Origin of the sequence: Nonomuraea maheshkhaliensis (assembly GCF_039529435.1) — a bacterium.
GTDB classification, from domain to species: domain Bacteria; phylum Actinomycetota; class Actinomycetes; order Streptosporangiales; family Streptosporangiaceae; genus Nonomuraea; species Nonomuraea maheshkhaliensis.
The window spans coordinates 47,056-73,112 of the sequence record NZ_BAAAMU010000043.1; the positions used below are offsets into that span (position 1 = coordinate 47,056).

Genomic DNA, 26,057 nt, shown 5'->3' on the forward strand with positions numbered 1-26,057 from the left:
TACGGGCTACCAGCGCAGCAGTACGGTCCCGGCGCTCACCCCGCTGGCCAGCCCCACCAGGGCGACCAGGTCGCCGCGCTGCACGCGCCCGGCTCGGATCGCCTGGTGCAGCTGCGCCGGCAGGCTGGAGGCGACCAGGTTGCCGTGCTCGACGATCGTCACCTCGACCTTGTCGAGCGGGATCCCGGCCAGCTCGCAGATCAGGTTCAGCGACGCCAGCGACGCCTGGTGCACGCAGATCGCGGCCAGGTCGTCCCAATCGAGCCCGCGCTCGGTCAGCGGCCCGGTCAGGGCGGCGTGGTCGAGTTTGCGCACGCCGACGGCCAGGTCCACGAAGTCGACCCGGAAGGGGGCCACCTCGAAGCCGCCCTCGGGGGCCGGCGTGATCGGCATGACGGCGGCCGGCCAGTGGCTGGAGTTCGCGCAGAAGCGGTGGGCGACGACGCCGGGCGCGGCGGCGGCCTGCAGCAGCAGGGCCGTGCCCGAGTCGGAGACGGTGTAGGAGGGGATGGCGGCGACGAAGTCGTCGGGCGACTCCACCCGCCAGCGGACGGAGGAGGTCGCGATCTCGCCGCAGGCGATGAGGATCGTCCGGTACTGACCGGCCGCGATGAGCGCGTCGGCCAGCTCGATCGCGTTCAGCACGCTGTTGCAGGCGTTGCGCACGTCGAACACCGGGCAGCCGGCGCCCAGCTCCGCGGCGACCATGTGCGCGGTGGCGGGCTCGACGGCGTCGCAGCTCACCCCGGCGAAGATGATCAGATCGAGGGACGGCGCGGCCAGGCCGGTCTCCTCCATCACCTGGCGGGCGGCGGCGACGGCCATCGTGGCGGCCGTCTGGCCGGGGGCGGCCAGGTGCCGCCGCTGTACGCCGGTGGCCTGCTCGATGAGGCCGCGCGGGATGCGCACACCGGGGCTGCTCTCGGCCAGCCGCTCCTCCAGCTCGGCGGTGCTCATGCTCCGCTCGGGCAGGTGCACGGCCACCCCGGCCACGTGCGCGTAGTTCATGCTCATCCCCCTCGTGTCCCCGTGCGGCCACGATAGGGAGGGGGCGGGATCGCGGCCGGTGCGCGAATCGCCGCACCGGCAAACTTGATCAATTCCTTAACGGGTGGCGTCGCGTCACAAGTGATCATCTTTCCCGTCATCGGCGAGGCTGGGCGACACAACGGTCAGCACGCCTGGCGGAAGGAATCGGACATGAGCGACGAGGAGATCACGACGTTGGTGCGCGAGCGCTGCGCGAGCATCCTGAAGGTCCACCCGAGCAGGGTCACCGAGGACGCGCGGCTGCGCGAGGACCTGGAGGCCGACAGCCTCGACCTGGCCGAGCTCCATGTCGTCCTGGAGGAGGAGTGGGGGCCGATGCCGCGCGAGGCGCTCGCCGACGTGCGGACCGTGGGCGACGTCGTGGTGCGCGCCCGCGAGCTGGCCGCGGAGCGCACGGGATGAGGCCGCGCGAACGCATCGCCGTCACCGGCATGGGCGTGCGCACGCCCGCCGGCTCACGGCTCAAGGAACTGTGGAACGCGCTGCTGTCCGGGCAGTCCACCGCCCGGCGCATCACCTCCTTCGACACCACCGGCATCGGCACCGAGTTCGCCTGCCAGATCCACGACCTGGACATCACGGACTACCTGACGCCCAAGCAGGCCTCCCGGATGGACCGCGTGACCCAGCTCGGGGTGTGCGCGGCGGCCGACGCGCTGGGCGACGCGGGCGCCTTCCGGGTGCCGGCCGAGCGGCAGGCGGTCGTGACCGGCAGCGGCTTCGGCGGCACGCTGACATTCGAGGACTGCTTGCTGGACGCGAAGGCCCCGGGGCGCGGGAACCCCGGGCCGCTGCACGTGCCGATGGTCATGCCGAACGCCCTGGCGGCCGCGATCAGCATCCGCCACCGGATCCTGGGCCCCAGCCTGTCGGTGGCCACCGCGTGCGCGTCCGGCGCCCATGCCGTCGTCGAGGCGGCCCGGCTGCTGCGCGACGGCACCGCGGACGTGGTCGTCGCCGGGGGCGCGGAGGCGTGCGTCACGCCGACCGTGCTGCTGGCCTTCCACCGCTGCCGCGCCCTGTCCGAACGCAACGAGGCCCCTGAGCTGGCCAGCAGGCCCTTCGACCGCGACCGCGACGGGTTCGTGCTGGCCGAGGGCGCCGCGTTCCTCGTCCTGGAGAGCCTGGAACACGCGCTGGCCCGCGACGCCCACGTCTACGCCGAGCTGACCGGCTGCGGGCTCACCTCCGACGCCCACCACATCACCGCGCCGCCCGCGCAGGGCGACGGGGCCGCCCGCTGCATGCGCGCCGCGCTCGCCGACGCCGGGCTCGGCGCGGAGGAGATCACGCACGTCAACGCGCACGGCAGCGGCACACCGCTGAACGACCTGGCCGAGGCTCAGGCGATCAGCGCCGTGTTCGGGGCCGGCGCGGTGCCGGTGACCTCCATCAAGGGCATCACGGGGCACGCGGTCGGGGCAGCCGGGGCGATCGAGGCCGTGGCCGCCGTGCTGGCGCTGAACGAACGGACGATCCCGCCCACGGCCAACCTCCATTCGATCGATCCGGAGTGTGCTGTGGACGTCGTCGGGCAGGTGCGGCCGATGGCGGCTGGGCCGGTGATGTCCAATTCGTTTGGGTTCGGTGGCCACAACGCCACGCTGATCTTCACGCCGGTCTGAGGAGAGCTTTCATGCGCGCATACACCGTCGCCTGCTGTGTCGCCCTCTGCGCCGCCTTCCTGCCTGCCGTCCCGGCGGTCGCCGACTCCGAGGACTCCGCGGTTCCCGTGGAGCCGGTGCCGGTCGGCGGGGATGTGCTGGGCAAGTTCTGCATCAGCGTTCCCGTGAGCACGCTCGCCAAGACCTTCGCCGCCTTCTTCGGCCTGGCCGGCACGGGTGGCGGGACGGTGATCGCGGCGCAATCCGGGGTCCAGCCCGCGGCGCAGGTGCCGGCTGCGGTCTCCGCTCCTGTGCCGGCTCCTGTGCCGGCTCCGGTCGTGGCTCCGGTCGTGGCTCCGGCTCCGGTTCCGGTGAACGCCTCGCCCGCCGGTACGCAGTCGCTCGCGGGCGTTCCGCTGATGGAGCGGCTTGTCATGGGTGCGGGCCTGCCACGGGACCTGACCATCCTCGAAGCCGTGCCCTGCTAGGCGAGGCCGCCTATCGGTGAGTTGTTGTAGAGGCCGCCGACGCAGATGAGGCGGCTGGGGCTGGCGGCGCTGGGGAGGACCACGCCGGCCCCCAGCACGCAGTCGATCGCGGTCACGGCGCCCGGCACGGGTGCGGCGGCGGCCTGGGCCTGGCCCGCGGCGGCCAGCGACAGCACGGCTCCGGCGGCTCCTGTGAGGACTACAGCGGCGAATCGGCGCATGGCTACTCCAATCGCTCTTAGTTATACTTCGCTACAGATCGTTACCAATAGTGGATCATCCAAAACGCGTGGAGGAGGTGGCATCGGTGGGTTCGGGGCTTTTCGACGTCGTGGCGATGACCGAGCGATGGGTGCACACCCGTCCCGACGCCGTCGCCTGCCACATCGACGGCCGTCGTCACGCCGAGACGCTCACGTACACGGAGCTGAACGACCTCATCGACCGCACCGCGCGGACCCTGGCGGGCGCCGGGGTGGGCGCGGGTACGAGGACGGCGGTGCTGGTGCCGCCGGGGCGGGAGCTGGTGGCGGTGGTCATGGCGCTGTTCCGGCTGCGGGCGGTGCCGATCCTGGTCGATCCCGGGCTCGGGGCGCGCGCCATGGGTGCGTGCTTCGCCGAGGCGGCTCCCGAGGCGTTCGTCGGGGTGCCGCGCGCCCACCTGGCGCGGGTCCTGCTGGGGTGGGGGCGCGGCAGCGTACGTACGACGGTCACGGTCCGCTCCCAGGGCCGCCGGCCGGCAACCGGGCAAGCGGTGGAGTCCGGGACGGGTGGTGCCGAGGACCTGGCGTTGATCGCCTTCACCTCCGGGTCCACCGGTCCGCCCAAGGGGGTGCCTTTCCGGCGCCGGCAGCTGGCCGGTCAGACGGAGTTGCTGGCCCGGCTCGGCGCGCTGACGCCCGGTGCGGTCGTCTACTCGACCTTCTTGCCGTTCGCGCTGGCCGCGCCGTCGATGGGCTGCGGATCGGTCATCCCCCGGCTCGGCCCGCGCCATCCCGAGCGCAGTGACCCGGCCGCGATGGCCGGCTCCATCGCCGCCCATGGCGTCACAGGGCTGTTCGCCGCGCCCGCGCTGCTGGACCGCCTCGCCCGTCACTGCGTCGAACGAGACCCGCGCCTCGCCACCGTCGAGACCGTGCTCACCGCGGGCGCGCCGCTGCCCTTCTCCGTGCTTCAGCGTGCCCAGCGGTGCCTGCCCGCCCATGCCGAGGTGTGCTCGGTGTACGGGTCGACCGAGTGCCTGCTGGTGAGCGCGGCGGTCGCGGCCGAGCTGACCGCGACGGCCCCGGCGACCGCGCACGGGGCGGGCACCTGCCTGGGCAGGCCGCTGCCGGGCAACCGGGTACGCGTCATCGCTGTCACCGACGAGGTCATCCCCGTGTGGTCGGACGACCTGCTGGTCCCGCCGGGAACGGTGGGGGAGATCACCGTGGCGGGCCCGGCGGTGAGCGACCCGTACCTCGGCCGTCCCCATGACACGGCGCTCGCGCGCATCGCCGACGAGGGCGGGCCTGTGCACCGCATGGGGGATCTGGGCCGGCTGGACGAGCAGGGACGGCTGTGGTTCGCCGGTCGCAAGAGCGAGCGGGTGCGTACGGCGGACGGCGATCTCTACACCGACCAGGTCGAACCCGTCTTCAACGCGCTGCCGGGCGTGCGCCGCACCGCGCTGGTCGGAGTGGGCCCGGCGGGCGGCCAGACTCCCGTGCTCTGCGTGGAGTGCGAGCCGGGCACGTCGCGGCGCGAACGGCGCGAGATCGCGGAACGGGTCCGCGCGCACGGCCCCGACCTGGGCGAGGTGCTGCCGCACCGGGGTTTCCCGATGGACGTCAGGCACGCCAGCAAGATCCGCCGCCCGCTGCTGGCCCGATGGGCGGCCCGCGAGCTGGGCCGGTGCGGCCGATGAGGGTCCTGGTGACCGGCGGCGGAGGCTTCCTCGGTCGCGCCGTCTCCCGGCTCCTCACCGAACGAGGCCATGAGGTGGCCACCTTCCAGCGCCACCCCCGTCCCGAGGCGCAGGCGACCATGCCCGAGGGCTTGGCCGCGGGAGGTGCCGTCCACCTCGCCCGCGACTCGGCCGCTCGGGATATCGTCCACCTCGCCGGTGATGTCCGTGACCCGGACGCCGTGTACGCCGCTGTCCAGGGTCGTGACGCCGTGGTGCACTGTGCCGCCCTGGCCGGGGTCTGGGGGCCTGCCCGCGACTTCCGGGAGGTCAACGTCGGCGGCACGGCCAACGTGATCCACGCCTGCCGGCGGGCCGGTGTCCCCCGCCTGGTGCACACCTCCTCGCCCAGCGTCGTCCACGACGGGAGGGATCTGGAGGGCGTGGACGAGTCGGCGCCGTACGCCCGCCGCTTCCTCGCGCCCTACCCCGCGACGAAGGCCGAGGCCGAGCGGCTGGTGCTGGCGGCCGATGGCGGGCGGCTCGCGACCGTGGCCCTGCGTCCGCACCTGATCTGGGGGCCGGGGGACCCGCACTTCCTGCCCAGGTTCGTGGAACGGGCGCGGCGCGGCCGGCTGGTGCTACCGCGCGTGCCGGGCAAGCGCGTCGACACCGTCTACATCGACAATGCCGCACGAGCACACGTGCTGGCGCTGGAGGCGCTCTCCCCCGGCTCGCCGGTCGCCGGCCGGGCCTACTTCGTCGCCCAGGACGAGCCGGCGCCGATCGCGGACTGGATCAACGGCCTGCTCGCGGCGGCGGGGCTCGCCCCGGTCAAGCCCCGGGTGCCGGCCCGCGTGGCCCGGCTGGCGGGCGGGGCCGTCGAGCACGCCTACCGGCTCGCCCGCGTACGGTCGCAGCCGCCGCTGACCCGGCTCACCGTCGTGCAGGCCACCACGTCGCACTGGTTCGACCTCACCGCCGCCCGCCGCGACCTCGGCTACGAACCTCTGGTCAGCACGGCGGAGGGCTTGTCACGCCTGACCGCCCACCTCGCAGCCGGCCACCGGAGTTAGGAGTGCCGTGACCCTGCCCGGTTACCCGTTCACCTCGCACTTCCTCACTCGCGCCGGCCTGACCCAGCACTACGTGGACGAGGGCGACGGCGCGCCCGTCCTCATGCTGCACGGCAACCCGTCGTGGAGCTACCTGTGGCGCCGCCTCATCGTGGCGCTGCGGGCCGAGCACCGCTGCGTCGCCCCCGACCACATCGGCATGGGCCTGTCGGACAAGCCGGACGAGGACCGCTACGCGTACACGCTCACCTCCCGCGTGGACGACCTGGACGCGCTCACCGATCACCTCATCGCCGCGCAGGGCGCCCCGGAGCGCGGGTGGACGGTGGTGATGCACGACTGGGGCGGCCCGATCGGCATGGCCTGGGCGAGCCGTCACCCCGAGCGGGTGGCCCGCCTCGTGGTGCTCAACACGGCCGCCTTCCCCAACCCGCACGGCGCACGAGTACGCCCCGCGCTGCGCCTGCCGCTGTGGCTGCTGCGCGAGACCCGGGTGGGCGCGCGGCTGTTCCTGCGTCACCACGCGTTCGCCAGGCTGGCCACGCTGCCGCCGTTCGGGGTGCGGCGCCGCCTGCCCAGGGAGGTGCGCGACGCCTTCCTCGCCCCGGACGACGGACGGGGGCACCGGGTGGCGGTGCGGCGATTCGTGGGGGACATCCCGCTCGGTCCCGGCGACCAGGCGTGGCCGTTGCTGACGCGGACGGGGGAGAGCCTGGGGGAGTTCGCCGACCGGCCCGTGCTGATCGGCTGGGGGCTGCGCGACCCGGTCTTCGACCCGCTCATGCTGACCGAGTGGCGGCGCCGTTTCCCCGCCGCCGAGGTGCACGCCTTTCCCGACGCGGGCCACTACGTGCTGGAGGACGCGTACGAACGGCTCGTCCCCGCCATCGAGGCGTTCCTGCGGCGCTGACCCGGCAGCCACCAGTTGTGCCGGCCGAGCAGCCGCATCAGCGCCGGGACCAGCACCATCCTGATGAGGGTGGCGTCGAGCACGATCGCGACGGCCACGGCGAAGCCGCCCTGCTGGAAGTCGAGCCGCCGGGTGAACATCAGCCCGGAGAAGGTGACGGCCATGATCGCGGCGGCCAGCGTGATCGGGCGCGCCGTGTGCCGCAGCCCGTGCAGCACGGCGGCCGTGTTGTCGCCGGTACGGCGGTAGTGCTCGTGGACGCGGTGGACGAGGAAGACCTCGTAGTCCATGGACAGGCCGAAGACGATGGTGAAGACGATCAGGGGGAGCAGCGCGTTGACGTCCTTCGCCGGATCCTGGAAGGCCAGCGTGAGCAGGCCGAACGTGGCGCACACGCAGAGCAGGTTCATCGCGACCGCCTTCAGCGGGATGAGCAGGCTGCGGAACGTGATCAGCAGCAGCGCGAACGAGGCCAGCAGGACGACGAGGAGCACCCGCCACAGCCCGTCGAGCGCCCCCGCCGTCAGGTCGCGCAGCCGCGTCGCCGGCCCGACGGCGAGCACCCGCTGACCGGCGGGCAGCAGGCGCGCGGCCCGTTCGTGCACGTCCCGCAGGAAGGCGACGGCGGCCGCGCTGTCCGGGGCGGACCGGTCGGCGACCAGCATCAGCGTCAGGTCCCTGCCGTTGTCGAACTCGCTGACCACGGACACCCTGGGGTCGGCCCGCAGCGCGGCGCTCAGCGCGCTCGTGTCCACCGGGCCTGAGCCGGGCGGATGCGGCAGGGCCAGGCTGGTCAGGCTGGCGACCTTGTCGGCTTCCAGCCGCTCCAGCCCGGTGCCCATGTCGGTGCCGGCCAGCGTGGCGCGGTCGTAGTGCAGCCCGGTACGCAGGTGCAGGGCCGGCAGGGCGAGCAGGAGCAGCACCGCGACGGCCGCCGCCGCGTACGGCACCGGATGGCGCATCAAATGCCGAGCGCCCCGCACCCAGGCGGGTTCGTGCGGCTCCCGGTCGCGTCGCCGCCAGGGGAGCGTTCCCCACGCGAGCAGCCCGTCGAGCCGGGGGAGCAGCGCCGGCGCCAGGGTCAGCGCCGCCGAGAGCGTGACCAGGGCGGACAGCAGACCGGCCAGCGCCATCGAACCCGCCCACGGCACCCCGGCCAGGAACAAGGCACACGAGGTGATCATGATGGCCAGGGCGCACCAGGTCACCGTGCTGCCCGCCGTGGCGACGGCGTGCCCGGCCGCGGACCCGGGGGACCGGCCGCCGGCCCGGGCCTGGCGGTACCGCAGCAGGATCAGCAGGCTGTAGTCCAGGCCGAGGCCCAGGGTCATGGTGACGGTGTAGGTGAGCATGGTCGAGTCGGCGTGTCCGTACGTACCGGCCAGGGCGAGCGCGCCCATGGCGGTCAGGATCGCCGCGCTCCCGACCAGCAGCGGCACCAGGGCCGCGCCCACCGCGCCGAGCCCGAGCACCAGCAGCAGCACGGCCACAGGAACGGTCATGGTCTCCATCGCCCGCAGATCGGCCATGTCGGTATGGGCGAGCTGGGCGAACGCGCGGCTGGCGCCCAGGATCGTGACCGAGACGGCGCCCGCCGACGCCTGCCTCGCCGCCTCCTGAGCGGTCGCGAGCTGGGCGGGCAGGTTGCGCTGCCGGGCCCGCTCGTCGCCGTGCACGCCGGTCAGCACGTACGCGTGCCCGGGATGCTGGCCGGCGACCTCGGGCAGCGGCAGCAGCGCCCCGACGTCCCGGCGCGCGGCCATCGCGTTCAGCACGGCGGCCATCACGCGCTGGTATCCCGGCTCGGCGGCACGCAGCGTGGCGGAGGTGAAGGCCAGCACCATCTGCTCGGTGCCCTGTTCGGGGAAGCCGCGCGCGATCACGGCCGCCGCGACGGCCGACTCCGAGCCCGGCACCTCCAGCGAGGGCGGCGCCAGCCGTCCAGGCAACCCGGGCAGCAGCGCCGCCGCGCCGGCGGCCAGGACCAGCCACAACGCGATCACCAGCCGCCCGCGGCGGGCCATCGCGGACCCCCACCCGCCCAGCGCGCCCGGCGCGGGTTCGACGAGGGCCGGATCACGACGGATGCTCCCGACCGGCATGAGTCCCGCCTTTCCCGATCAATCGGGGGCTCACAGTAGGCAAGGCAACGGCGGCGGACCCGGCTCACCCGCCCGGCCGCGCACACACGTTTGCCGGGGCATTGACCAGCTTTGATATCGGCTCCGCTATCGACGCGCGGGGGATCTCAATATTGGACGCCCCTTGATCGGCTCTGCTCTGCTGGAGCGACGTCGCATCCGGACGAGTGAAAGCAGGTACGAGGCGAATGTCCCTTCCGCAGTCCACCACGTCCCGCCGGGCCCTGCTGTCGGCCGCGGCCCTGCTGCCGCTGGCGGGCGGCACCCCCGCGCAGGCCGCCGCGCCGGGGAGCGCGCGTGACCACTACGCCAGGGCGGCGAAGCTGGCCGGCCGCGATCCGGTGCTCAAGTCCCTGGTCAAGGCGCTCACCCCGGGCGTGACGGCGCCCAACCCGAAGGCGCCGGAGCCGCTGCGGATCTTCGACGACGTGGCCGTGGTGAGCACCGGGTTCGTCTCGGTCACGGCCCTGCTCACCTCGGGCGGCGTCATCCTGATCGACGCGCTGGGATCCCCGGACGAGGCACGGAAGGTCATCGTCCCGCAGCTGAGCTCGCTGGGCGTCGACCCGTCGTCGATCAAGTACGTGGTGGCCGCCCACGGGCACGCCGACCACTTCGGCGGCGCCCAGTACCTCGCCGACCGCTACGGCGCCCGCGTCATGATGAGCCCGAAGGACTGGGATCTCCTCGCCGCGGAAAAACCGCAGCACGCCCCCAAGCGTGACCTGGACATCGCCGACGGCCGCCGCCTGACCCTCGGCGACACGACGATCTCCTTCCACCACACCCCCGGTCACACGCCGGGCACCGTCTCGATGATCTTCCCGGCGCGATGGAAGGGACGGCGGCACACCGCGATGTTGTGGGGCGGCACCAACCCGCCGGCGGCCGTCGCCGACAAGCGGGTCCACCTCGCCTCCGTGCTCGCCTTCGCCGCCCGGATGCGCGAGGCGGGGGTGGAGGTGGAGCTGAACAACCACGGGGGCGCCGACTACGGCCTGGCGCGCATGGAGGAACTACGCGCGGGTGCGGTGGCGAACCCGTTCGTCCTCGGACGGGCGCGGACGCAGCGGTTCATGAAGGTCATGGAGACCATGATGCGCGGCCGGATCGCCACGGACCTGGAGTCCGGGGGATAACCGGTGGACGTCGGCGGACAGGGTGCTCTAACCTCCCCCGGACGACTCTCTCCAGCCACTCGAAAACCACGCGAAGAGGTGCTTTGTATGAAGGTCCAGGCGCGTTCGGCCGGTGCGAACCGGTCTAGTCATGTACGAATCGTGTCTACGACCCTAAGGAACCTCAGAAGTGGATCTTCCACGTAGCATCACCATCCGCGAGCACAGCCACCGCATCCTCAACCCCGTCACCGCCGGCAAGCTCGCCACCCTGGGCCGGGCGCTCGACCTGCCGGCCGGCAGCCGGCTGCTCGACCTGGCCAGCGGCAAGGGCGAGATGTTGTGCACCTGGGCCCGCGACCACGGCGTACGCGGCACCGGAGTCGACGTCAGCACCGTGTTCACCGCGGCGGCGCGCGCACGGGCCGCCGAGCTGGGCGTCGAAGCGGCCGTCACGTTCGTGCACGGCGACGCCTCCACCTACGTCGCCGGCGAGCCGGTCGACGTCGTGTCCTGCATCGGGGCGACCTGGATCGGCGGCGGCCTGCCGGGCACCGTCGAGCTGCTCGAACGCAGCCTGCGCCCCGGCGGCCTGATGCTGATCGGGGAGCCGTACTGGCGGCTCGACCCGCCCGACCAGGCCACCGTCGAGGGCTGCCACATGCGCGACAAGGGCGACCTGCGCTCCCTGCCCGGGCTGGTCGGGCAGTTCGGCGAGCTCGGCTGGGACGTCGTCGAGATGGTCCTGGCCGACCAGGACAGCTGGGACAGATACGTGGCTCCGCAGTGGCTCAACCTGCGGCGCTGGCTCGACTCCAACCCCGAGGACGAGCTGGCGGCCGAGCTGCGCGCGGAGCTGACCGAGTCACCGGTGCGGCATGTCCGCTACCAGCGTGAATACCTCGGATGGGGCATCTTCGCCCTCATGAGGCGGTCCGGCTGACCCGGGGCGGGGCCCCGGTCCCTTCCTACCGGGGCCCCGCCGACCGCCGCTGATCAGTTCGAGAAATTTTGATCCGACGGGGTGACGCGCGGGTCCGCCGATACCATCCGGCCGGTGATGATCCAGAAGTTGAGCGTACGGACCGGCGCCGTCGTGGGCGCGGTCGCCGTGCTCGCCGGCATGAGCGCCCCCGCCCAGGCGGCGGAGAACTACGGCCAGTACTCCATGTTCGGCGCGCGCAGCGCCGGCCAGCACTGGGCCGACGGGCAGGCGGCGGGGCAGTGGACCTGGAAGCCCCTGTCGTCCACATCGTCGGAGATCAGCTGGGGCGACCCGAAGAAGTGGCCGCCCGCGTCCGCCGAGAAGTTCGTCCACAGCGGCGACTGGCTGATGCTGGACGGCTGGCGCGACAACGGCACCTACTACACCGTCCGGGTCACCAAGGAGCAGATCGGTGACGCCAAGTGCGGAAATCTCACGACTATCGCCACCTCGGGGCGGCAGCACTACGTCAAGTGGGCGATTCCCGCACAGGGCTACTGCATGAAGGCGTGGGGGACGATCACCGAGGAATCGTCGGGCAAGACCGTCGACTTCGGGCACACCCAGATCTGGTCGCCGCCGGCCTCCTGCTCGAACCAGTACCTGGGTACCCAGACCTGCGTCAAGCAGTGGGAGTCCTGGTGGGACAACCGGGGCAACCCGGGCAAGCCGATCACCAGGAAGCTCGAACGCGACCAGTACATCGCGCGGGGCAAGGGCATGGCGTTCAAGATTCACCAGTACTTCCCGAAGGAGTGGAAGTCCGAGGCGCGGTCGTACTGGAACTGGTGACGCAGGCCGCTCCACCGGGTCGTTCGTCCACAGGGTGTGGGGTGCGGGCTGGGGAGGGGCGCGTACCCGTCCCCATACAGGTACGGGCCCCTTCCTCGCCGCCGCTTCAGGCAGCTTTTGAGGTGTGGTACGGACACTCGTTGCCCGCCGACAGCATGGCCCTGACCTGGGAGAACGCACTCCGTGCCGAGGTGGGGCCCTGGGGTCGCCCGAGGTCATGGCCATCACGGCAGGACAGGCGGCGGCGGGAGCCGTTCGAGGAGAAGATCAAAACGACGTTATCCACAGGAGAGGCCGGTTATCCACAGACTGTGCATCGTGTGGAAAAGAGCCTCCGCCGAGCCGCTGTTCAGCCGCCGGCCGCGCGCCCGAGTTGCCGGGCCCGCGCGCCGGCGTCCGTGGGCAGGCCGCGCTCGGCCAGCCCGGCCGAGACCCGCTCGCGCACCTCCGGCCGGTGGTCGTCGAACTTGAACTTGGCCCGCACGTCCACCACCCGCAACCGCAGCCCGCGCAGCGCCGACAACATCTTGTGGTACGGCCCCGCGCCGGCGGCCATCTCGCCGTGATCGCCGTCCGGCTGGTGGTGGGCCAGCTGGCGGCGGACGATCTCCGCCTTGCCCTCCCCGTCGTCCACGATCTCGGCCTGGCAGACGAGCTGGACGGAGGCGTAGTAGCTGGTCGGCACGCCCGTCTCGGGAGAGTCGCCCCGCCAGCCGCTCGGGATGAAGGCGTAGTCGTCGTAGACGCTCACCACCGCCGCGGGGTTGGCCTCCAAAGCCGCCCAGATCGGGTTGGGCCGGGCCAGGTGCAGCACGATCTCCTCCCCGTCGAACAGGAAGTGGGTCGGCACCACCACAGGGGCCGCGCCGTCCACGCCGTTGACCGCGATCTGGCCGAAGTCGCGCGTACGCAGCCATTCACGCCACTCGTCCTCGTTCCTGGCGGCGTCCCATGGGTGGATGAGCATGCGAACCTCTTTGTATTAGTACATACTTAACATTGTGCTAGAAACATATCCGTTCACCGGCGGAACGGCCAGCGAGATCGCGTCCGGGGTCGAGGTCGCCGTGTCCGAGGGCCGGCTGCCACCAGGGGCGGTGCTGCCGCCGGTGCGCGAGGTGGCCGAGCAGGCGGGGGTCAGCCCCGGCACGGCGGCGGCCGCGTACCGGCTGCTGCGCGAGCGCGGCGTCGTGGAGACCGCCGGGCGGCGCGGGACGCGGGTCAGGCCGCCACCGGCCAGCACGTTCCGCGAGGAGATCCGCATCGAGGCGCCGCCGGGCGTGCGCGACCTGTCCAGGGGCAACCCCGACCCCGCCCTGCTGCCGCCGCTGCACGAGGCACTCGCCGCCGCCGCGCGGGCGCACGAGGAGAGCCCCGCCATGTACGGCACCGGCGACGACGAGGAGCTCGTCACCCTGGCCAGAGCCCGGCTGCGGGCCGACGGCGTGCCGGCCGAGGCGCCGGCGATCACCTCCGGCACCCTCGACGCCGTCGAACGCGTGCTGACCGCCCACCTGCGCCCCGGCGACCCGGTCGCCGTCGAGGACCCGGGCTGGACGGCCCTGCTCGACCTGGTCGCCGTCCTCGGGCTGCGCCCGGTGCCGATGCGGCTCGACGAGGAGGGTCCGCTGCCGGACGAGCTCGCGCGGGCACTGCGGGCAGGGGTGCGCGCCGTGGTGATCACCGCTCGCGCGCAGAACCCGACGGGAGCGGGCCTGTCCGCCGCGCGGGCGCGGGAGTTGCGGGCGCTGCTCGCGGCCAGCCCTGAGGTGCTGCTGATCGAGGACGACCACGGCTCCGGCTTCGTGGACCTGCCGCCGCACCCGCTGGCCGGGGCCACCGCGCGCTGGATCCACACCCGCTCCACGGCCAAGGCGTTCGGCCCCGACCTGCGCCTCGCCCTGATCGCCGGCGACCCGGTCACGCTCGACCGGCTGCGCGGGCGGCAGCGGCTCGCCGCGGGCTGGGTGAGTCACCTGCTGCAACGCGCCGTCGCCCACCTCTGGCGGACGGAGGCGGTGGACTCGGCGGCGGTCGCGGCGGCGTACGGGCTGCGCAGGAACGGTCTGGTGACGGCGCTGGCGGCGCGCGGCATCACCGCCTACGGGCGCAGCGGGCTGAACGTGTGGATCCCCGTCGCGGACGAGAGCACCGCGATCACCCGGCTGCTGGCCCGCGGCTGGGCGTGCGCGCCCGGCGCGCGCAACCGCATCGGCTCGCCGCCCGCGCTGCGCCTGACCGTCTCCACCCTGGCCCAGGAGGAGATCGAGCCGCTGGCCGACGACCTGGCCGGGGACCTGCGCCCTGCCCCGATGGGCAGGTACGGCTAGGGCGGCGGCCTGGCCGGTTGTCAGGAGAGCAGGGTCTCCCCGATCCACCCGCCGGGCGCGCACCCCGGCGGGATGGCGAACACGGCCGACCCGATCGCGCTGATCCACTCGTTCAGCAGGTCCCCCTCGGCCAGCATGCGCTGCACCGGGACGAACTGCCGGCCGATGTCCGCCTGGAAGGAGGCGAACAGCAGCCCCGAGTCCGACTCGCCCTCAGGGCTCAGCCCTTCGTCGTAGTTGTAGGGCCGCCGGAGCAGCCGCGACGCGGGATCGGCCACGTGCGCCCGCCGGATGTGGGCGAACTCGGAGATGACCGGGAACCCGAGCGTGTTCTTGCGGGCGTAGTCGGGCGCGTCGCGCTCGGCCGCGCCGGTCAGCGGCGCGCCGTCGCTCAGCCGCCGCCCGATGGTGAACTCCCTGGCCATCCGGTCGGCGGCGTCCCAGGTCTCCAGTTTCATCCGGATCCTGCGCAGCACCATCGTGGTGCCGCCGCGCATCGGGCCCTGGCCGATCCAGACGGCCTTGTCGAGGTCGGTGGCGTTGCCCGTGCCCTCGATCTGGCCCATCAGGTTGCGCCTGGTGGGGCTGTGAAAACCGCGCTGCGTCCACCGTACGCGGGCGAAGGAGCGGGTGTCCTTCACGATCATCCGGACGGCGTGCGCCACGCTCACGCTGTCGTCCGCGCACACCTGGACCAGCAGATCGCCACCGCTCCAGCGCTTGTCCAGCCGGTCCGTCTTGAACGCGGGCAGCGCGGCGACCGGCGAGTCCGCCCCGGCCGCCGCGAACAGCCCCGGCCCGAACCCGAACGTGCACGTGAGCCCGCCCGGGGTCATGGCCAGCTCTGGCTCGGTGTCCGCCAGTGCGGGCCGCCCCTGGGTGAGGCGGGCCGCGTCGTCGGTCAGGAGCTGGAGCAGCCGCACGATCGCCTCCTTGCGGGTGCGCGGCAGCAGGTCGAAGCCGAGGAACACCGCGTGCGCCTGCGGCGGCGTGGCCACGCCCGCCTGGTGCGTCCCGTGGAACGGCGTCACCTCGGTGGAGGTGAGCCTGATCACCTGCCGCTCGGCCCGGTGCGGCCCGAGCACGCCGGCGGCGGTGACGGCGCCGCCGGCGATCAGCCCTCTGCGGCTGATCACTTGTGCCCCGGCTGGTAGTCCTCCTCGCCGCCGGCGAAGTCCTTGCCCACGGCGGTGAACTCCAGCGGCGCGCCGCCCTGGACCTGCAGCGTGAACGAGATCTTCGCCCCCGGCCGCACCTCCTCGGTGACGCCCATCAGCATGATGTGGTCACCGCCGGGCTTGAGCTCGTGGGTGCCGCCCGCGGGCACGACGAACCCGCCCTCCTTGGGCCGCATGACCATCTTGCCGCCGGATTCCACCACCTCGTGCAGCTCGATCTTGGGCGACAGCGGGGAGGCGCCGGAGACGATCGTGACGGGCGCGGCGCCGCTGTTGACCAGCGTCCCGAACGCCGCGGTCATCCCTTCCTTCGTGGTCTTCACCCAGGGGTCGGTGATGCTCAGCCCGGCGGCCGGGGCGGCGGCCTGGGCTGAGGGGGTGGCCTGGGCCGAGGTGGTGGCGGGCGCGGCGGGCTCATAGGCGTCGGCGCAGGCGGTCAGCGCTACGGCGGTGGCGGCGAGTACGAGGGCATGTCGAACGAACATGGCAAAAGGCCTTTCTCCGCCCGGCATGCCGAAGCAGACCCAGCCGGGCGGCGGGGGTCGTCATAGAGGGGAGAACGTCTTGCCGGACCCGCGGGTCAGGCGGCGACGGCCCGCGGCGGGCCCCTTCTGCTGACGACGTGCCGCAGCACGGCCGAGCGCAGCACGCGCGGCTCGGGCGTACCCGGGGATGCGGAGAAAGGAGTGACGAGCCGCGGCAGCCGGACGAGGACCAGCAACCGCACGGCCAGGCGGCGCAGCAGCGCCCAGAGCGCGGCCTCGCCGCGCGCCAGCCAGAGCGCGGTCAGCCCGACCGCCCAGCCGTGGGCGGCGAGCATGCCCAGGCCCGGCACCAGCCCCGAGTGCAGGTGGACGGCCGGCGCGGCGGGCGAGACGGTGTGGGACAGGCTGAACAGCAGGTGCAGCAGCACCTGGAGGCCGGCGAGCAGCGGCAGGATCAGCGCGAGCGAGCGCTCACGCCCCGCCAGTGGGTACGCGGCCCCGAACGCCAGCCCTAACGCCGCCACCATGGCGGGGGCGGGCACGGACGAGCCGCCGAGCACGTGAGCCGCCACGCCGAGCCCGAGGCACACGACGGCGAACACCGCGGTGCGGGCGAGACGGAGCGACAGCGCCATGGATCAAGCATTCCACGCCGGCCCGGCGGTCCGGGCGTTGATCCCGATTCACGTGAAACCATCGCCCTCGCCACCGAGACCCGGATAATCGAGGCTGATGCCTAAATTTCGGGACTTGTCGGAGTATGCGGCGGAAATCGCCCCGGTCATCAACGTCGCCCACGTCAACGTGCACGCCTCGGCCGCCCAACCCCTCGCCGACCTGGCCACCACCTCGGGCCTGACCCCCGCGTACCTGTACGACCTGCGCTTCACCCTCCCCCTCCGTCCGCTGCCCCGCACCGGCCTGGCCGTCCTCTACCGGTACGCCTCCGACCTGGAACGCACCCTCCGGCAGCACCTCGACGAGGGCACCCTGACCGAGGACGGTGACGGGCTGCTGCGGCTGACGGACAAGGGCCTGGAGTTCGTGCACCACGTCTACGACCTGCACGCCGCCGCCGTGGCCCGCGTCTGGGCGGGCCATGACCTGGCCGGGCCGGCCGAGCTGGTGGGCCGGGTGCTCAACGCCGCCGAACGGCTGCCGGGCGGGGCGCTGGAGCTGGTGGCGCCGCTGTACGAGCCGGAGGGCACGGGGCCGGGGCTCCGCCTGTTCAACCGCCTCGCCGCCCTCCGCTACCACCGCGCCGACGCGCATGCGGCGGCGTGGCGTTCGGCGGGCCTGTCCGCGTCCGAGATCATCGACCTTCGGGACGGCCCCGAACGCACCGCAATCGAGGCGGACACGAACCGGCGCGCTGCGGCGCCGTACGGGGCACTGTCCGAGACGGAACGCGACACGTTGTACGACATCCTCCTCAAGCTCATCTGACCGACTTACGCGAGCCTTGCGTGAGACGGCCTCGGGCGGCTTGCGCAAGCCGGTCCGACCTGCGACGGCCCGAGCAAGCCGCCCCCGAGCGGCCTGCCCGAGCCGCCCCCGAGCGGCCTGGGCAGGTCGTGCCCGAGTGGTTTGCGCAGGCCGCGTCCGGATCGGTTCGCGAGGGCTGATCAGCACATCTCGCTCACAGGGCGGTCAGTAGGCGGGCCACCTGTGTGCGGTCGTTCACGCCGAGCTTGTCGTAGGCGGCCTGGAGGTGGTTGGCCGCCGTCCGAGTGGAGAGTGTCAGCCGGTCGGCGATCTGCCGGTTGGTCAGCCCGGCCGCCGCGAGCTGGACGATCTCCCGCTGCCGTGGCGTGAGCTCGGGTGTGGCCAGCTCGACCAGCGCCGGCGTGCTGATCCCCGAGCAGCGCCTGGCCAATGCCCATGCCCTCGTCCGCGCCCCCCTGGCCAGGGATCCGCGCCCCGACCCCCGGTACGCCGCCGCCTCGTGCGCCGTGGCCTCGGCCGCGTACAGCAGCAGGCCCCCGCGCTCGAACTCCCCGGCCACCTCCCGCAGCGCGCCCGGGTCCCCCAGCGCCCACGCGTGCCGGGCGAGCAGCTTCACCAGCGGCCCTTCCACCAGGGCAGCCAGCTCCCGCAGCCGCTCCACGGCGGCGGGCGCGGCCCCGAGCCGTACCAGGTCGTGCAGCGCGAACATCAGGTGGCCGCGCAGCTCGTGCCGCTCCGCGTGCTCGGCCGCCGCCAGGCAGCGCCGTACGGCGCCGGCCACGTCGCCACCCGCCGCCGTCACCCAGACGGAGGCGTGGAGCACGTGCTGGCGGGTGAAGGCCCACCGGGACGCCGCCTCCTCGGCCTCGGCCAGCGCCCGCGTGGCCTCGCTGAGCCTGCCGAGCAGCGCGAACGCGTGCGCCTGCTCGGCCAGGCAGCGCCCCAGGTACGGCTCCCGTTCCGGCAACCTGGCCAGATCGTCCCCGCACCGCCGCACGGCCTCTGCCGCGTCGCCCCGCAGCCTGGCCGCCATCGCCAGATGCGCCGCGAACCCGGTCACCGGCAACTCGGCGGCCGGCAACTCCATGCCCCGCTCCGCAGCACGTGCCGCCTCCTCCAGCCGCCCGGAGAACAGGTGAGCAGCACACAACGCGTCGAGCAACGTCGGCAGTGCGTGCGCGGACTCCGGCACGTTCGGCACTGTCGACAGCGCGTGCGCAGACTCCCGCGCGTCCAGCGACACGGGAGCGTGCGGGCGGTCCAGCGACGCCCGAGCATCTGCCAGGTGCAGCGGCGTCGGATTATTGGGCCGGTTTGTTCCGGTGTCCGCCGTTCGGCCGGCTCGGGCGAGGGCGCGTTCCTGACGGCCCGCGTAGGCGTCCACCCAGGTCTCCAGCGCTGCCGCGTGGGCGCGGCCGCGGGCGCTGGCGGGCACGCAGGAACGGGCCCCGGCCAGGGAATCGGCCGCGTCGCTCAGTCGGCCGGCGAAGCAGTCGGCGACGGCGCGGTAGACGTACGCCTCCTGCCGCAACCCCGGCCCGGTCAGCGTCGCGACCGCCGTGTCGAGCACCCGGCACGCTTCGGCGTCCGCACCCGCCCAGGCCAGGTTCATCCCCAGGCTGCAGGCGTGCTGCGCCCGCTCGCCCTCGGTCGTCGCATCCCGAGCCTCAGCAGCCCTCTGCGGCGGCCCAGCAGTCCCCTGAGCCGCCGACGTTCCCGAAATTCCCGAAACGCCCGCCGACACCCCCGCAACTGACGCCGACACCCCCGACGACAGCGCCGACCCCGACGCCGCTGACGACAGAGCCGCCGCTGACGACAGAGCCGCCGCTGACGACAGAGCCGACAGTGCCGGGCCGGCCTCGCCCAGTACCGTGAGGACCTCGCCGAGCACCGCCACCGCCCCCACCCCCGCCCCCGCCTCGATCGCGGCCCTGGCCAGCCGCGCCGCGAGCCGAGGATCCTGCCGGCTCCACGCCTGCCGCGCCGCCGACGTGAGCAGCCCGGGATCGGTGGGCGAGCCGCTGTCCAGCCGCCACACCGCAGCCCGCAGCTCGTCCTCGCGCCGCCGCAGCCCCGCCGCCTCCAGCCCTTCGGCCAGCGTCCGCAGCCGCCGCCGCGTCCGCAGGGTGCCGCAGTCGCCGCGGATCACCTCGCCGTAGAGCGGGTGGCCGAGCCGCAGGTTCTCGCGTCGGCCGTCGGTCACGGTCACGACCAGGCCGCGTGCCTCGACCCGTTCGACCGCCCGCCCCGAGGTGAGCGCCGTCAGCAGCTCGATGCCCACCGGCTCACCGAACGCCACCAGCTCAAGCACCTCGCGCTCGTCCTGGTCGAGATGTCCGATCCGGTCGCCGACCAGCTCGCGCAGCCGGGTGGTCATGGCCGGCTCGCCGCTCCAGCGCCACGCGCCCCGGCGTTCGGCCAGGCAGCCGGAGTCGCGTCCCGCGTGCACGAGCTCGCGCAGGTAGAGCACATTCCCTCCGCTCACCCCCGCGAGCTGCCGTACGGTCCGCGCCGAGACCTCCCCGCCGAGCGCCGCTTCGAGCACCTGCCCGACCTCCGCCACAGTCAGTGGCGGCAGCTCGATCCGCCGCAGCAGCTCGTCCTTCCACAGGGCGGTGACCGGAGCCGGCTGCGGCTCCTCCGACCTGACCGTCACCAGCAGTTGCGCCTCCCCGCTCTCGGCCAGGTAGTGCACCAGCGCCGCCGACGCCTGGTCCAGCCGCTGCGCGTCGTCCACGCTCACCAGCAGCCCCCGCCGCCCCGCCTGTCCGCGCAGGTGCCGCGCCGCCCAGCGCAGCAGGTTCTCGCCGCTGCGCGGCGGCCCCGTCAGCACGTGCGCGAACGCGCCGAACGGGATCGCGGCCGCGGTCTCCGTCCCGAGCGCGTGCACCACCGCGTATCCCGGCAGCCCGGCCACGGCCTGCGCCGCCAGCCTGCTCTTGCCCACCCCTGCCGCCCCGGCGATCATCATGCCCGCTCCCGACCGCAACGCCTCCCGTACGGTCGTGAGTGACCCCCCTCGCCCGACGAACGGCCAACAGCTCCCGTGCTCGCTCATCGTGCCTCCTCTCGTCACCCATCGTGGCGAGAGGTGTTCGCGGGAGGTTCAGGTCGAATCTCTGCGTAGTCCCGCGGCCACCATCAGCATCTCGATGACGGCTTCCGGGCCGCTGAACGGCACCGGTTCGCCTCCGACCTCTTCGAGCAGCCCACGGAGCTGGCCGCCGGACTGCTCGGGCTCGACCAGCCGGACGATGACCGTTCTCATCTGTGCACGATCTCGCCGGGCGGTTCAGGTCTGGTTCAGGTCGGGATGCTAGCCGGGGTACGGCGCGGGCTCGACCTCCAGCTCGCGCATGAGCTCCGCGTAGAACTGGTAGCGCCTGCGGGCGTCGCCGCGCCGGCCCGCCAGGTCGAGCACCCGTACCAGGCCGAGGTGGGCGCGCTCGTCGTAGCGGTCGCGTTCGAGCAGCCGCAGCCAGTAGCGGGCCGACTCGTCGTAGCGGTGCGCGCCGGCCCGCTCGGTGGCGAGCCTGGCCGCCGCCTGCACGTACGCCAGCCGGGCCTGCTCACGCAGCCCGACGGCCCAGTCGGCGTAGGGGTCCTCCTCGCAGAACTCCCCGCCGTACGCGTTCTCGGCCGCCGCCCACCGTTCCAGCGCCTCCGCCGCACGTCCGGCCTGATCGAGCCGTACGGCCTCAGCCACCAGATCCAGAAATATCTCGACATCGACCTGTACGTTGGCCAGCTCCAGCCGCAACGCCCCTTCCTCCGAGACCACGATCTCGTCCGCCGGCCACTCGTGCCCCGGATCCAGCACGGCACGCAGCGTGGACACCATCACGTTCAGCCGCCGCAGCCCCACCGCCTGGTCCTCCTGCTCCGGCCACAGGATCTCGACCAGCCGCTCCCTGCCGATCGCGCCGCCCCGGCGGCTGACCAGGATCTTCAGCAGGTCACGGGCCTTGCGCGACTGCCAGGCCGTACGCGGCACGGGCACCGCGCCCCTGAGCACGCGGAACGTTCCCATCGTCTCCACGACCACCTTCGCCTGGCGCGGAGGAGCGGCGCGGGCCACCAGCGCGTCGATGCGGTCGTCGAGCGCCCGGCAGCCGATCGCGTGCACCCGTTCGCGCACCGCCACGGCCACCTCGACGCCGGTCGCGGGGTCGGCCAGCGCGGCCCTGACCAGCTCGGCCCTGGCCCGGCCGATGGGATCGCCGAGCATCGTCCACCGGCGCACCGCCTCGTCGGCGGAGGCGACGTCGCCGTCCAGCTCCGCGCGCATCTCGGCGACGGCCGCCAGCGCGGCGTGGTCCCTGCGGCCGGTCGCCACCGGCTCGACCTGCTCCAGCAGCGCCCTGGCCTCCTCCCGCCGCCCGGCCGCCAGCGCCACCCGTACGGCGGCGATCCTGGCCGCCACCCCGGCGATCCCGTCGACGTACCGGAGCGCCTGCCGGGCGACGCGGGCGGCCTCGTCGGGATCCTCGTACGCGAGCAGCTCGGCCAGCCCGTTGAGCGCGTGCGACAGCGCCTGCACCTCCCCCGACGGCTCCGCCTGGGCGATCACCCGCCGGTAGAGCGCCGTCGCCGCCCCTCGGTCGCCGCGCAGCGCGTGCACGGCGGCGAGCTGGTTCATGCCGGTGCCGGTCAGCCTGGAGCCCATCGCCTCCCACCTGGCCACCGCGTCGGCGGCCTCGGTCAGCGCCTCCTCCAGGCGGCCCAGCCGGGTCAGGGCCTGGGCGCGGTTGGCCACGTTCAGGGCGGCGAAGGGGGCGAAAGCCACCAGATCCGACAGCCGGCCGGCGATCTCCGTCTCGGCCAGCGCGTCCTCGTACGCGGCCTCGTCCAGGTGGCGTGAGGCCCGGTTCGCGTGGATGCGGATCAGCTGGACCAGGTCGCCGGCCCGCTCGGCGTAGGCCAGCGCCCGCAGGTAGTAGGCGTCGTTGGCGCGGCGGTCGCCGTCGAGCGCGGCCAGCATCGCGAGGACCGTGTTGGCCATGGCCAGCGCGCCCGGATCGCCCAGGCTCCTGGCCTGCTCCAGCGCCTTGTCCGCCAGCTCGGCGCAGGACACCCGGTCGCCCTTCAGCCAGTGCACCGAGGCCATGGAGGCGGTGCACATGGCGGCGTCGGCTGGCGGCAGGCCGAAGGCGTGACCCTGCTCGTACATGGCCAGCGCCCGATCCAGCTCGCCGCGCAGGTGATCGATGAAGGCCAGCCGCCTGGCCACGGAGGCGTCGAACGCCGGCCCGTCGGCGGCCTGGGCGAGCAGCTCGCGGGCCCTGGTCCAGTGGCCGCGGTTCTGCTCGGCGAAGCCGGCCAGCTTGAGCATCGGGGGAGAGCGCCTGGCGGGCTCGGGCAGCAGCTCCAGCGCGGCCGGCACGTCACCGCGTTCGGCCAGGCGCGGGCCGTGCGCGTCGAGCAGCGAGGCGGCGAGCAGGGAGTGGGCGGTTGAGATCGCCGCGCGCAGGGCCAGCTCGGGCCGGTCGTGCTCGACGTACCAGCGGGCCGCGACCGCCGCCACGTCGTGCGCCTCGTGTCGGTCGAGCGGGGCGTGTTTGGCCAGCACCTGGCCGCCCTGGGAGGTCAGCCGGCAGCTCTCGCGGCCCGGCTCCAGGAATTCGAGGAACAGGCCGCGGCCGGCCAGCGCGTCCAGCGTGTCGGGTGGCGCGCCCAGCGCCCCGGCCAGGTCCGGCGTCAGCACCGGCAGCACCGTGGCGGCGCGCAGCAGCTCACGCATGGCGGCCGGCAGGTCCTCGAACGCGGCCAGCGTGAGCCGGTCGAGCGTGGCGGAGTTCGCCGTCAGCCCGGCCACGGTGCCACGCCAGGTGGCGGGGTCCTCGCGAGCCAGCGCGTCGAGCGCCGCCTGCACCGCCGCCGGCCAGCCGGCGCACGTACGGTGCAACTCGGCCGCGATGTCCGCGCCCGCCTCGCCCAGCAGCGCCCGCGCCCAGGCGGCCGTCTCCTCCGGCGTCAGCGCGAGATCGGTGGCGTCCAGATCGAGCACCTCGTGGTCCTGCCGCAGCCGGGCCGTCGGGAACGGCAGCGGCGCCCGCGACGCGGTGACCAGATGGAGGTGGCGGGGCGCGGCACGTACGAGCGTCTCCACATACCGCACGGGACCCGGCGCGCCCGCGATCACCTCGACACCGTCGAAGACCAGGACCAGCCCCCGCCGCAGCCGCCGCGACAGCGCCTCGGCCAGCGCACCCGCCAGTGCCGCCGCCCTTGACGCCTCGTCGGCGCCGGGCCCGAGCGGCGCCCCCGCCGCGGTCACCAGCTCGGCGGGCAGATCGGGCACCTTGGCCGCCACCGCAGAGGCCACCGTCGCGGCCAGCGTGGGCAGGTCACGATCGGCGCTCCCCAACCGGTGCAGCACCGCACCCACGGCCTGGCTCCAACCAGCCAGAACGGTCGACTTCCCGTAGCCTGTCGTCGCCACGAGCGAGGTGAGCCGGTGTACGAGTGCGCCGTCGAGCCGCCGGTCGAGGGCGGGACGAGGCCGCACCCACCCTCGTTCCACCCCCGCATGCTACGCCCGGCCTCGCCGGGGGACTCCAGAGTTCGCAAAGTGCCACCTCCCGGTAACCAGCGGGCAGGCGCACTATGGTCGTACTTCGACAGGAGGCACCGTGGAACAGGATCTGCCCGGCGGTGCGCGGCTGATCGTCGGGGTGGACGAAACCCCGGCGGCGCGCTGGGCCCTGGCCTGGGCCATCGGCGCGGCGAGGCTGCACCGGATGGCTCTCGTGGCCGTGCACGTCAGCCGCGCGCCCGTCCACCCCTTCCCCGAGGCGCTGCCCGTGCAGCACGCCGTCCGGGCGGGTGAGGAGGCGCGCTGCACCGAGGTGATCGCGGGCGTGTTCGAGGACGTGGCGGGCGGGGTGCCCGACGACCTGGCCACCTTCATGGTCGGCCGCGTCGGCGACCCCGGCTATCACCTCGTCGACCTGGCCCGCGAAGGCGACCTGCTGGTGCTCGGGCGGGGGAGACGCGGTGTGCTCAGCCGCATCTTCCTGCCCTCGACCAGCATGTACTGTGCGCGGCACGCCCGTACGACGGTCGTGATCGTGCAGCAGCCCTCCCCGCCCGACGACCCCGAGATGTCGGGGGAGCGCAACCACAGATTCTGGACCCGCCGACATCCCTGACCGGGGTCCCTATCGAATCGCCGACCTGAGCAGGCGCAGTCCCGCCGGGATGGCTTCGGTGCCGATCCCGCCGTACCCCAGCACCAGGCCCGGCTCCGCCGCGCTCCCGTCGTAGTAGGCCGCCAGCGACTCCACCGCCAGCTCCGGCACCGGACGCATCATCACACCCGGCGCGAACCGGGCACACAGGTGCAGCCCCGCCGTTGACGGCACGGGCAGCAGCCGGTCGTCTCCCGCAAGCGCCTCGGCGATCAGGGCGTGCCTGGCGGCGTACTCGCGGGTCGCCTTCCTGATGTGCCTGGCCAGCAGCCCCTCGTCGATGAAACGGGCCAGCGCCGCCTGCGTGGGCAGTTCGCCGTGCCAGTCGGACAGTTGCCTGGCCGCGCGCAGGGCCGGCGCGAGCGAGGCGGGCGCGACCAGGAAGCCGAGCCTGAGCATGGGGAGCAGCGTCTTGGAGAACGAGCCCACGTAGATGACGCGGCCCGCCCGGTCGAGACTCTGCAGCGGCTCCAGCGGCCGCTCGCCGAAGCGGAACTCGCTGTCGTAGTCGTCCTCGATCACCACCGCCCTGCGGCGCTCGGCCCAGGCCAGCAGGGCGGCGCGACGGGCCAGCGACATGGGCGTGCCCAGCGGGAACTGGTGCGACGGCGTGACGTACACGACGCGGGCCTCGCCCGGGATCGCCGTGACGTCGATGCCCTCGCCGTCCACGGGAACGCCGGCCACGCGGGCGCCCAGCGAGCGGAACAGCAGGCGGGCCGGGGGATAGCCGGGCTCCTCGACGGCCACGACCGCGCCCGGCTCGATCAGGACGCGGCCGATCAGGTCGAGCGCCTGCTGGGCGCCGTTCGTGATCAGCACGTCGCCGGGGCCCGCGTGCACCGAGCGGCTGAGGCTGATGTGGCGGGAGATCGCCGCGCGCAGCGGCTCGTGACCGGCGGGATCGCCGTAGCCGGCGGCGCTCACCCGCAGCTCGCGGGCCACCAGGCGGCGCCAGGTCTCCATGGGGAACAGGCGCGGGTCGGGGACGCCGGCGCGGAAGTCGTACCGGGCGGGGGTCATGGGCTGCGGGAGGGGCAGGTCATTCCAGACCGGACGCGGGCGTACGACGCCTTTCGGCGCGGCCCGGCCCCTGACCGGCTCCGCCGAGACGAACGTGCCCGCGCCCGCGCGACCGACGAGGAAGCCGTCGGCCACGAGGCGGTCGTAGGCGAGGGCGACCGTGTTCCTGGAGATGTCCAGGCTGCGGGCCAGGTCTCTGGTCGGGGGGAGACGTTCGCCGGATCTGAGGCGGCCGTCGAGGATGGCGTCGAGAAGCTGGCGGTAGACCTGTGCGGCCAGGTCACGGCGGCCTTGGAGGCTGATGTGGACGTCCATCTTGGCCCAATCATTTGGGGGATGATTGGAGCTTATCT

The 26,057-nt window shown here is 73.6% G+C and carries 23 protein-coding genes; 12 read left to right on the top strand and 11 right to left on the bottom strand.

The genetic code is table 11. The features are described 5' to 3' along the window. Window positions 1-6: 6 nt before the first annotated feature. Complete coding sequence (locus ABFX54_RS27115; RefSeq protein ID WP_346109246.1) at window positions 7-1,008, bottom strand: 3-oxoacyl-ACP synthase III family protein; 1,002 nt, start codon at window positions 1,006-1,008, stop codon at window positions 7-9. Between the two features lie 192 nt (window positions 1,009-1,200). Here ABFX54_RS27115 and ABFX54_RS27120 point away from each other — a divergent pair, with 192 nt between their 5' ends. The 3 genes from ABFX54_RS27120 to ABFX54_RS27130 are packed head-to-tail and all read left to right on the top strand — an operon-like array spanning window position 1,201 to window position 3,142. Further along, entirely contained in the window at window positions 1,201-1,452 is a 252-nt protein-coding gene (locus tag ABFX54_RS27120; protein ID WP_346109248.1) for an acyl carrier protein, read from the top strand. Beyond that, on the top strand, window positions 1,449-2,675 hold the full coding sequence (locus ABFX54_RS27125) for a beta-ketoacyl-[acyl-carrier-protein] synthase family protein (protein WP_346109250.1): 1,227 nt from the start codon (window positions 1,449-1,451) through the stop codon (window positions 2,673-2,675). The genes ABFX54_RS27120 and ABFX54_RS27125 overlap by 4 nt, the downstream gene beginning before the upstream one ends. Before the next feature lie 11 nt (window positions 2,676-2,686). Next, window positions 2,687-3,142, top strand: a complete 456-nt coding sequence (locus ABFX54_RS27130; RefSeq protein WP_346109252.1) for a hypothetical protein — start codon at window positions 2,687-2,689, stop codon at window positions 3,140-3,142. Here ABFX54_RS27130 and ABFX54_RS27135 read toward each other — a convergent pair. Further along, complete coding sequence (locus ABFX54_RS27135; protein ID WP_346109254.1) at window positions 3,139-3,363, bottom strand: hypothetical protein; 225 nt, start codon at window positions 3,361-3,363, stop codon at window positions 3,139-3,141. The genes ABFX54_RS27130 and ABFX54_RS27135 overlap by 4 nt on opposite strands. A gap of 86 nt (window positions 3,364-3,449) precedes the next feature. Here ABFX54_RS27135 and ABFX54_RS27140 point away from each other — a divergent pair, with 86 nt between their 5' ends. Genes ABFX54_RS27140 through ABFX54_RS27150 form a run of 3 tightly spaced genes read left to right on the top strand, consistent with a single transcriptional unit; the run spans window position 3,450 to window position 7,013 of the window. Further along, window positions 3,450-5,048, top strand: coding sequence for a fatty acid CoA ligase family protein (locus tag ABFX54_RS27140; protein ID WP_346109255.1), 1,599 nt, complete (start codon window positions 3,450-3,452; stop codon window positions 5,046-5,048). Next, complete coding sequence (locus ABFX54_RS27145; RefSeq protein WP_346109257.1) at window positions 5,045-6,103, top strand: NAD-dependent epimerase/dehydratase family protein; 1,059 nt, start codon at window positions 5,045-5,047, stop codon at window positions 6,101-6,103. Before ABFX54_RS27140 ends, ABFX54_RS27145 begins: the two co-directional genes overlap by 4 nt. A 7-nt stretch (window positions 6,104-6,110) precedes the next feature. Further along, window positions 6,111-7,013: an alpha/beta fold hydrolase gene (locus ABFX54_RS27150; protein ID WP_346109258.1), complete on the top strand. Its 903-nt coding sequence runs from the start codon at window positions 6,111-6,113 to the stop codon at window positions 7,011-7,013. On the opposite strand, the gene ABFX54_RS27155 is transcribed toward ABFX54_RS27150, so the two are convergent. Next, a complete protein-coding gene (locus ABFX54_RS27155; protein WP_346109260.1) occupies window positions 6,950-9,115 on the bottom strand; it encodes an MMPL family transporter in 2,166 nt (721 codons plus the stop codon). The genes ABFX54_RS27150 and ABFX54_RS27155 overlap by 64 nt on opposite strands. Window positions 9,116-9,342: 227 nt before the next feature. Here ABFX54_RS27155 and ABFX54_RS27160 point away from each other — a divergent pair, with 227 nt between their 5' ends. The 3 genes from ABFX54_RS27160 (at window position 9,343) to ABFX54_RS27170 (ending at window position 12,049) form a co-directional block, all read left to right on the top strand. Next, entirely contained in the window at window positions 9,343-10,293 is a 951-nt protein-coding gene (locus ABFX54_RS27160) for an MBL fold metallo-hydrolase (protein ID WP_346109262.1), read from the top strand. A gap of 169 nt (window positions 10,294-10,462) precedes the next feature. Further along, entirely contained in the window at window positions 10,463-11,215 is a 753-nt protein-coding gene (locus ABFX54_RS27165; protein ID WP_346109264.1) for an SAM-dependent methyltransferase, read from the top strand. Between the two features lie 114 nt (window positions 11,216-11,329). Continuing rightward, on the top strand, window positions 11,330-12,049 hold the full coding sequence (locus ABFX54_RS27170) for a hypothetical protein (RefSeq protein ID WP_346109266.1): 720 nt from the start codon (window positions 11,330-11,332) through the stop codon (window positions 12,047-12,049). 349 nt (window positions 12,050-12,398) lie between these two features. Here ABFX54_RS27170 and ABFX54_RS27175 read toward each other — a convergent pair whose 3' ends face one another. Beyond that, on the bottom strand, window positions 12,399-13,016 hold the full coding sequence (locus ABFX54_RS27175; RefSeq protein WP_346109268.1) for an FMN-binding negative transcriptional regulator: 618 nt from the start codon (window positions 13,014-13,016) through the stop codon (window positions 12,399-12,401). Between the two features lie 34 nt (window positions 13,017-13,050). Here ABFX54_RS27175 and ABFX54_RS27180 point away from each other — a divergent pair, with 34 nt between their 5' ends. Beyond that, window positions 13,051-14,379 (top strand): aminotransferase class I/II-fold pyridoxal phosphate-dependent enzyme, encoded by a 1,329-nt coding sequence (locus ABFX54_RS27180; protein ID WP_346109270.1) that lies wholly within the window; start codon window positions 13,051-13,053, stop codon window positions 14,377-14,379. Window positions 14,380-14,399: 20 nt separating this feature from the next. On the opposite strand, the gene ABFX54_RS27185 is transcribed toward ABFX54_RS27180, so the two are convergent. The 3 genes from ABFX54_RS27185 to ABFX54_RS27195 all read right to left on the bottom strand — a co-directional run bounded on the left by ABFX54_RS27185 (window position 14,400) and on the right by ABFX54_RS27195 (window position 16,677). Next, window positions 14,400-15,515: a Dyp-type peroxidase gene (locus ABFX54_RS27185; protein ID WP_428834578.1), complete on the bottom strand. Its 1,116-nt coding sequence runs from the start codon at window positions 15,513-15,515 to the stop codon at window positions 14,400-14,402. Continuing rightward, window positions 15,512-16,042, bottom strand: coding sequence for a copper chaperone PCu(A)C (locus ABFX54_RS27190; RefSeq protein ID WP_346109272.1), 531 nt, complete (start codon window positions 16,040-16,042; stop codon window positions 15,512-15,514). Before ABFX54_RS27190 ends, ABFX54_RS27185 begins: the two co-directional genes overlap by 4 nt. A gap of 95 nt (window positions 16,043-16,137) precedes the next feature. Next, complete coding sequence (locus ABFX54_RS27195) at window positions 16,138-16,677, bottom strand: MFS transporter (protein WP_346109274.1); 540 nt, start codon at window positions 16,675-16,677, stop codon at window positions 16,138-16,140. Between the two features lie 115 nt (window positions 16,678-16,792). Between ABFX54_RS27195 and ABFX54_RS27200 the strand changes: the two genes are divergently transcribed. Beyond that, window positions 16,793-17,488, top strand: a complete 696-nt coding sequence (locus ABFX54_RS27200) for a hypothetical protein (protein WP_346109276.1) — start codon at window positions 16,793-16,795, stop codon at window positions 17,486-17,488. Between the two features lie 193 nt (window positions 17,489-17,681). Here the strand turns inward: ABFX54_RS27200 and ABFX54_RS27205 are convergent, their stop codons facing one another. Genes ABFX54_RS27205 through ABFX54_RS27215 form a run of 3 tightly spaced genes read right to left on the bottom strand, consistent with a single transcriptional unit; the run spans window position 17,682 to window position 24,014 of the window. Then, window positions 17,682-20,549: a LuxR C-terminal-related transcriptional regulator gene (locus ABFX54_RS27205; protein WP_346109278.1), complete on the bottom strand. Its 2,868-nt coding sequence runs from the start codon at window positions 20,547-20,549 to the stop codon at window positions 17,682-17,684. A 48-nt stretch (window positions 20,550-20,597) separates the two neighbouring features. Then, a complete protein-coding gene (locus ABFX54_RS27210) occupies window positions 20,598-20,759 on the bottom strand; it encodes a hypothetical protein (RefSeq protein WP_346109279.1) in 162 nt (53 codons plus the stop codon). Window positions 20,760-20,807: 48 nt separating this feature from the next. Next, complete coding sequence (locus tag ABFX54_RS27215) at window positions 20,808-24,014, bottom strand: AfsR/SARP family transcriptional regulator (protein ID WP_346109281.1); 3,207 nt, start codon at window positions 24,012-24,014, stop codon at window positions 20,808-20,810. A gap of 109 nt (window positions 24,015-24,123) precedes the next feature. Between ABFX54_RS27215 and ABFX54_RS27220 the strand changes: the two genes are divergently transcribed. Next, entirely contained in the window at window positions 24,124-24,642 is a 519-nt protein-coding gene (locus tag ABFX54_RS27220) for a universal stress protein (protein WP_346109283.1), read from the top strand. Window positions 24,643-24,651: 9 nt separating this feature from the next. Here the strand turns inward: ABFX54_RS27220 and pdxR are convergent, their stop codons facing one another. After that, the gene (gene pdxR, locus ABFX54_RS27225; RefSeq protein ID WP_346109285.1) at window positions 24,652-26,019 is read right to left on the bottom strand and encodes a MocR-like pyridoxine biosynthesis transcription factor PdxR; all 1,368 of its coding nucleotides are present in this window, start codon (window positions 26,017-26,019) and stop codon (window positions 24,652-24,654) included. Window positions 26,020-26,057 lie beyond the last annotated feature (38 nt).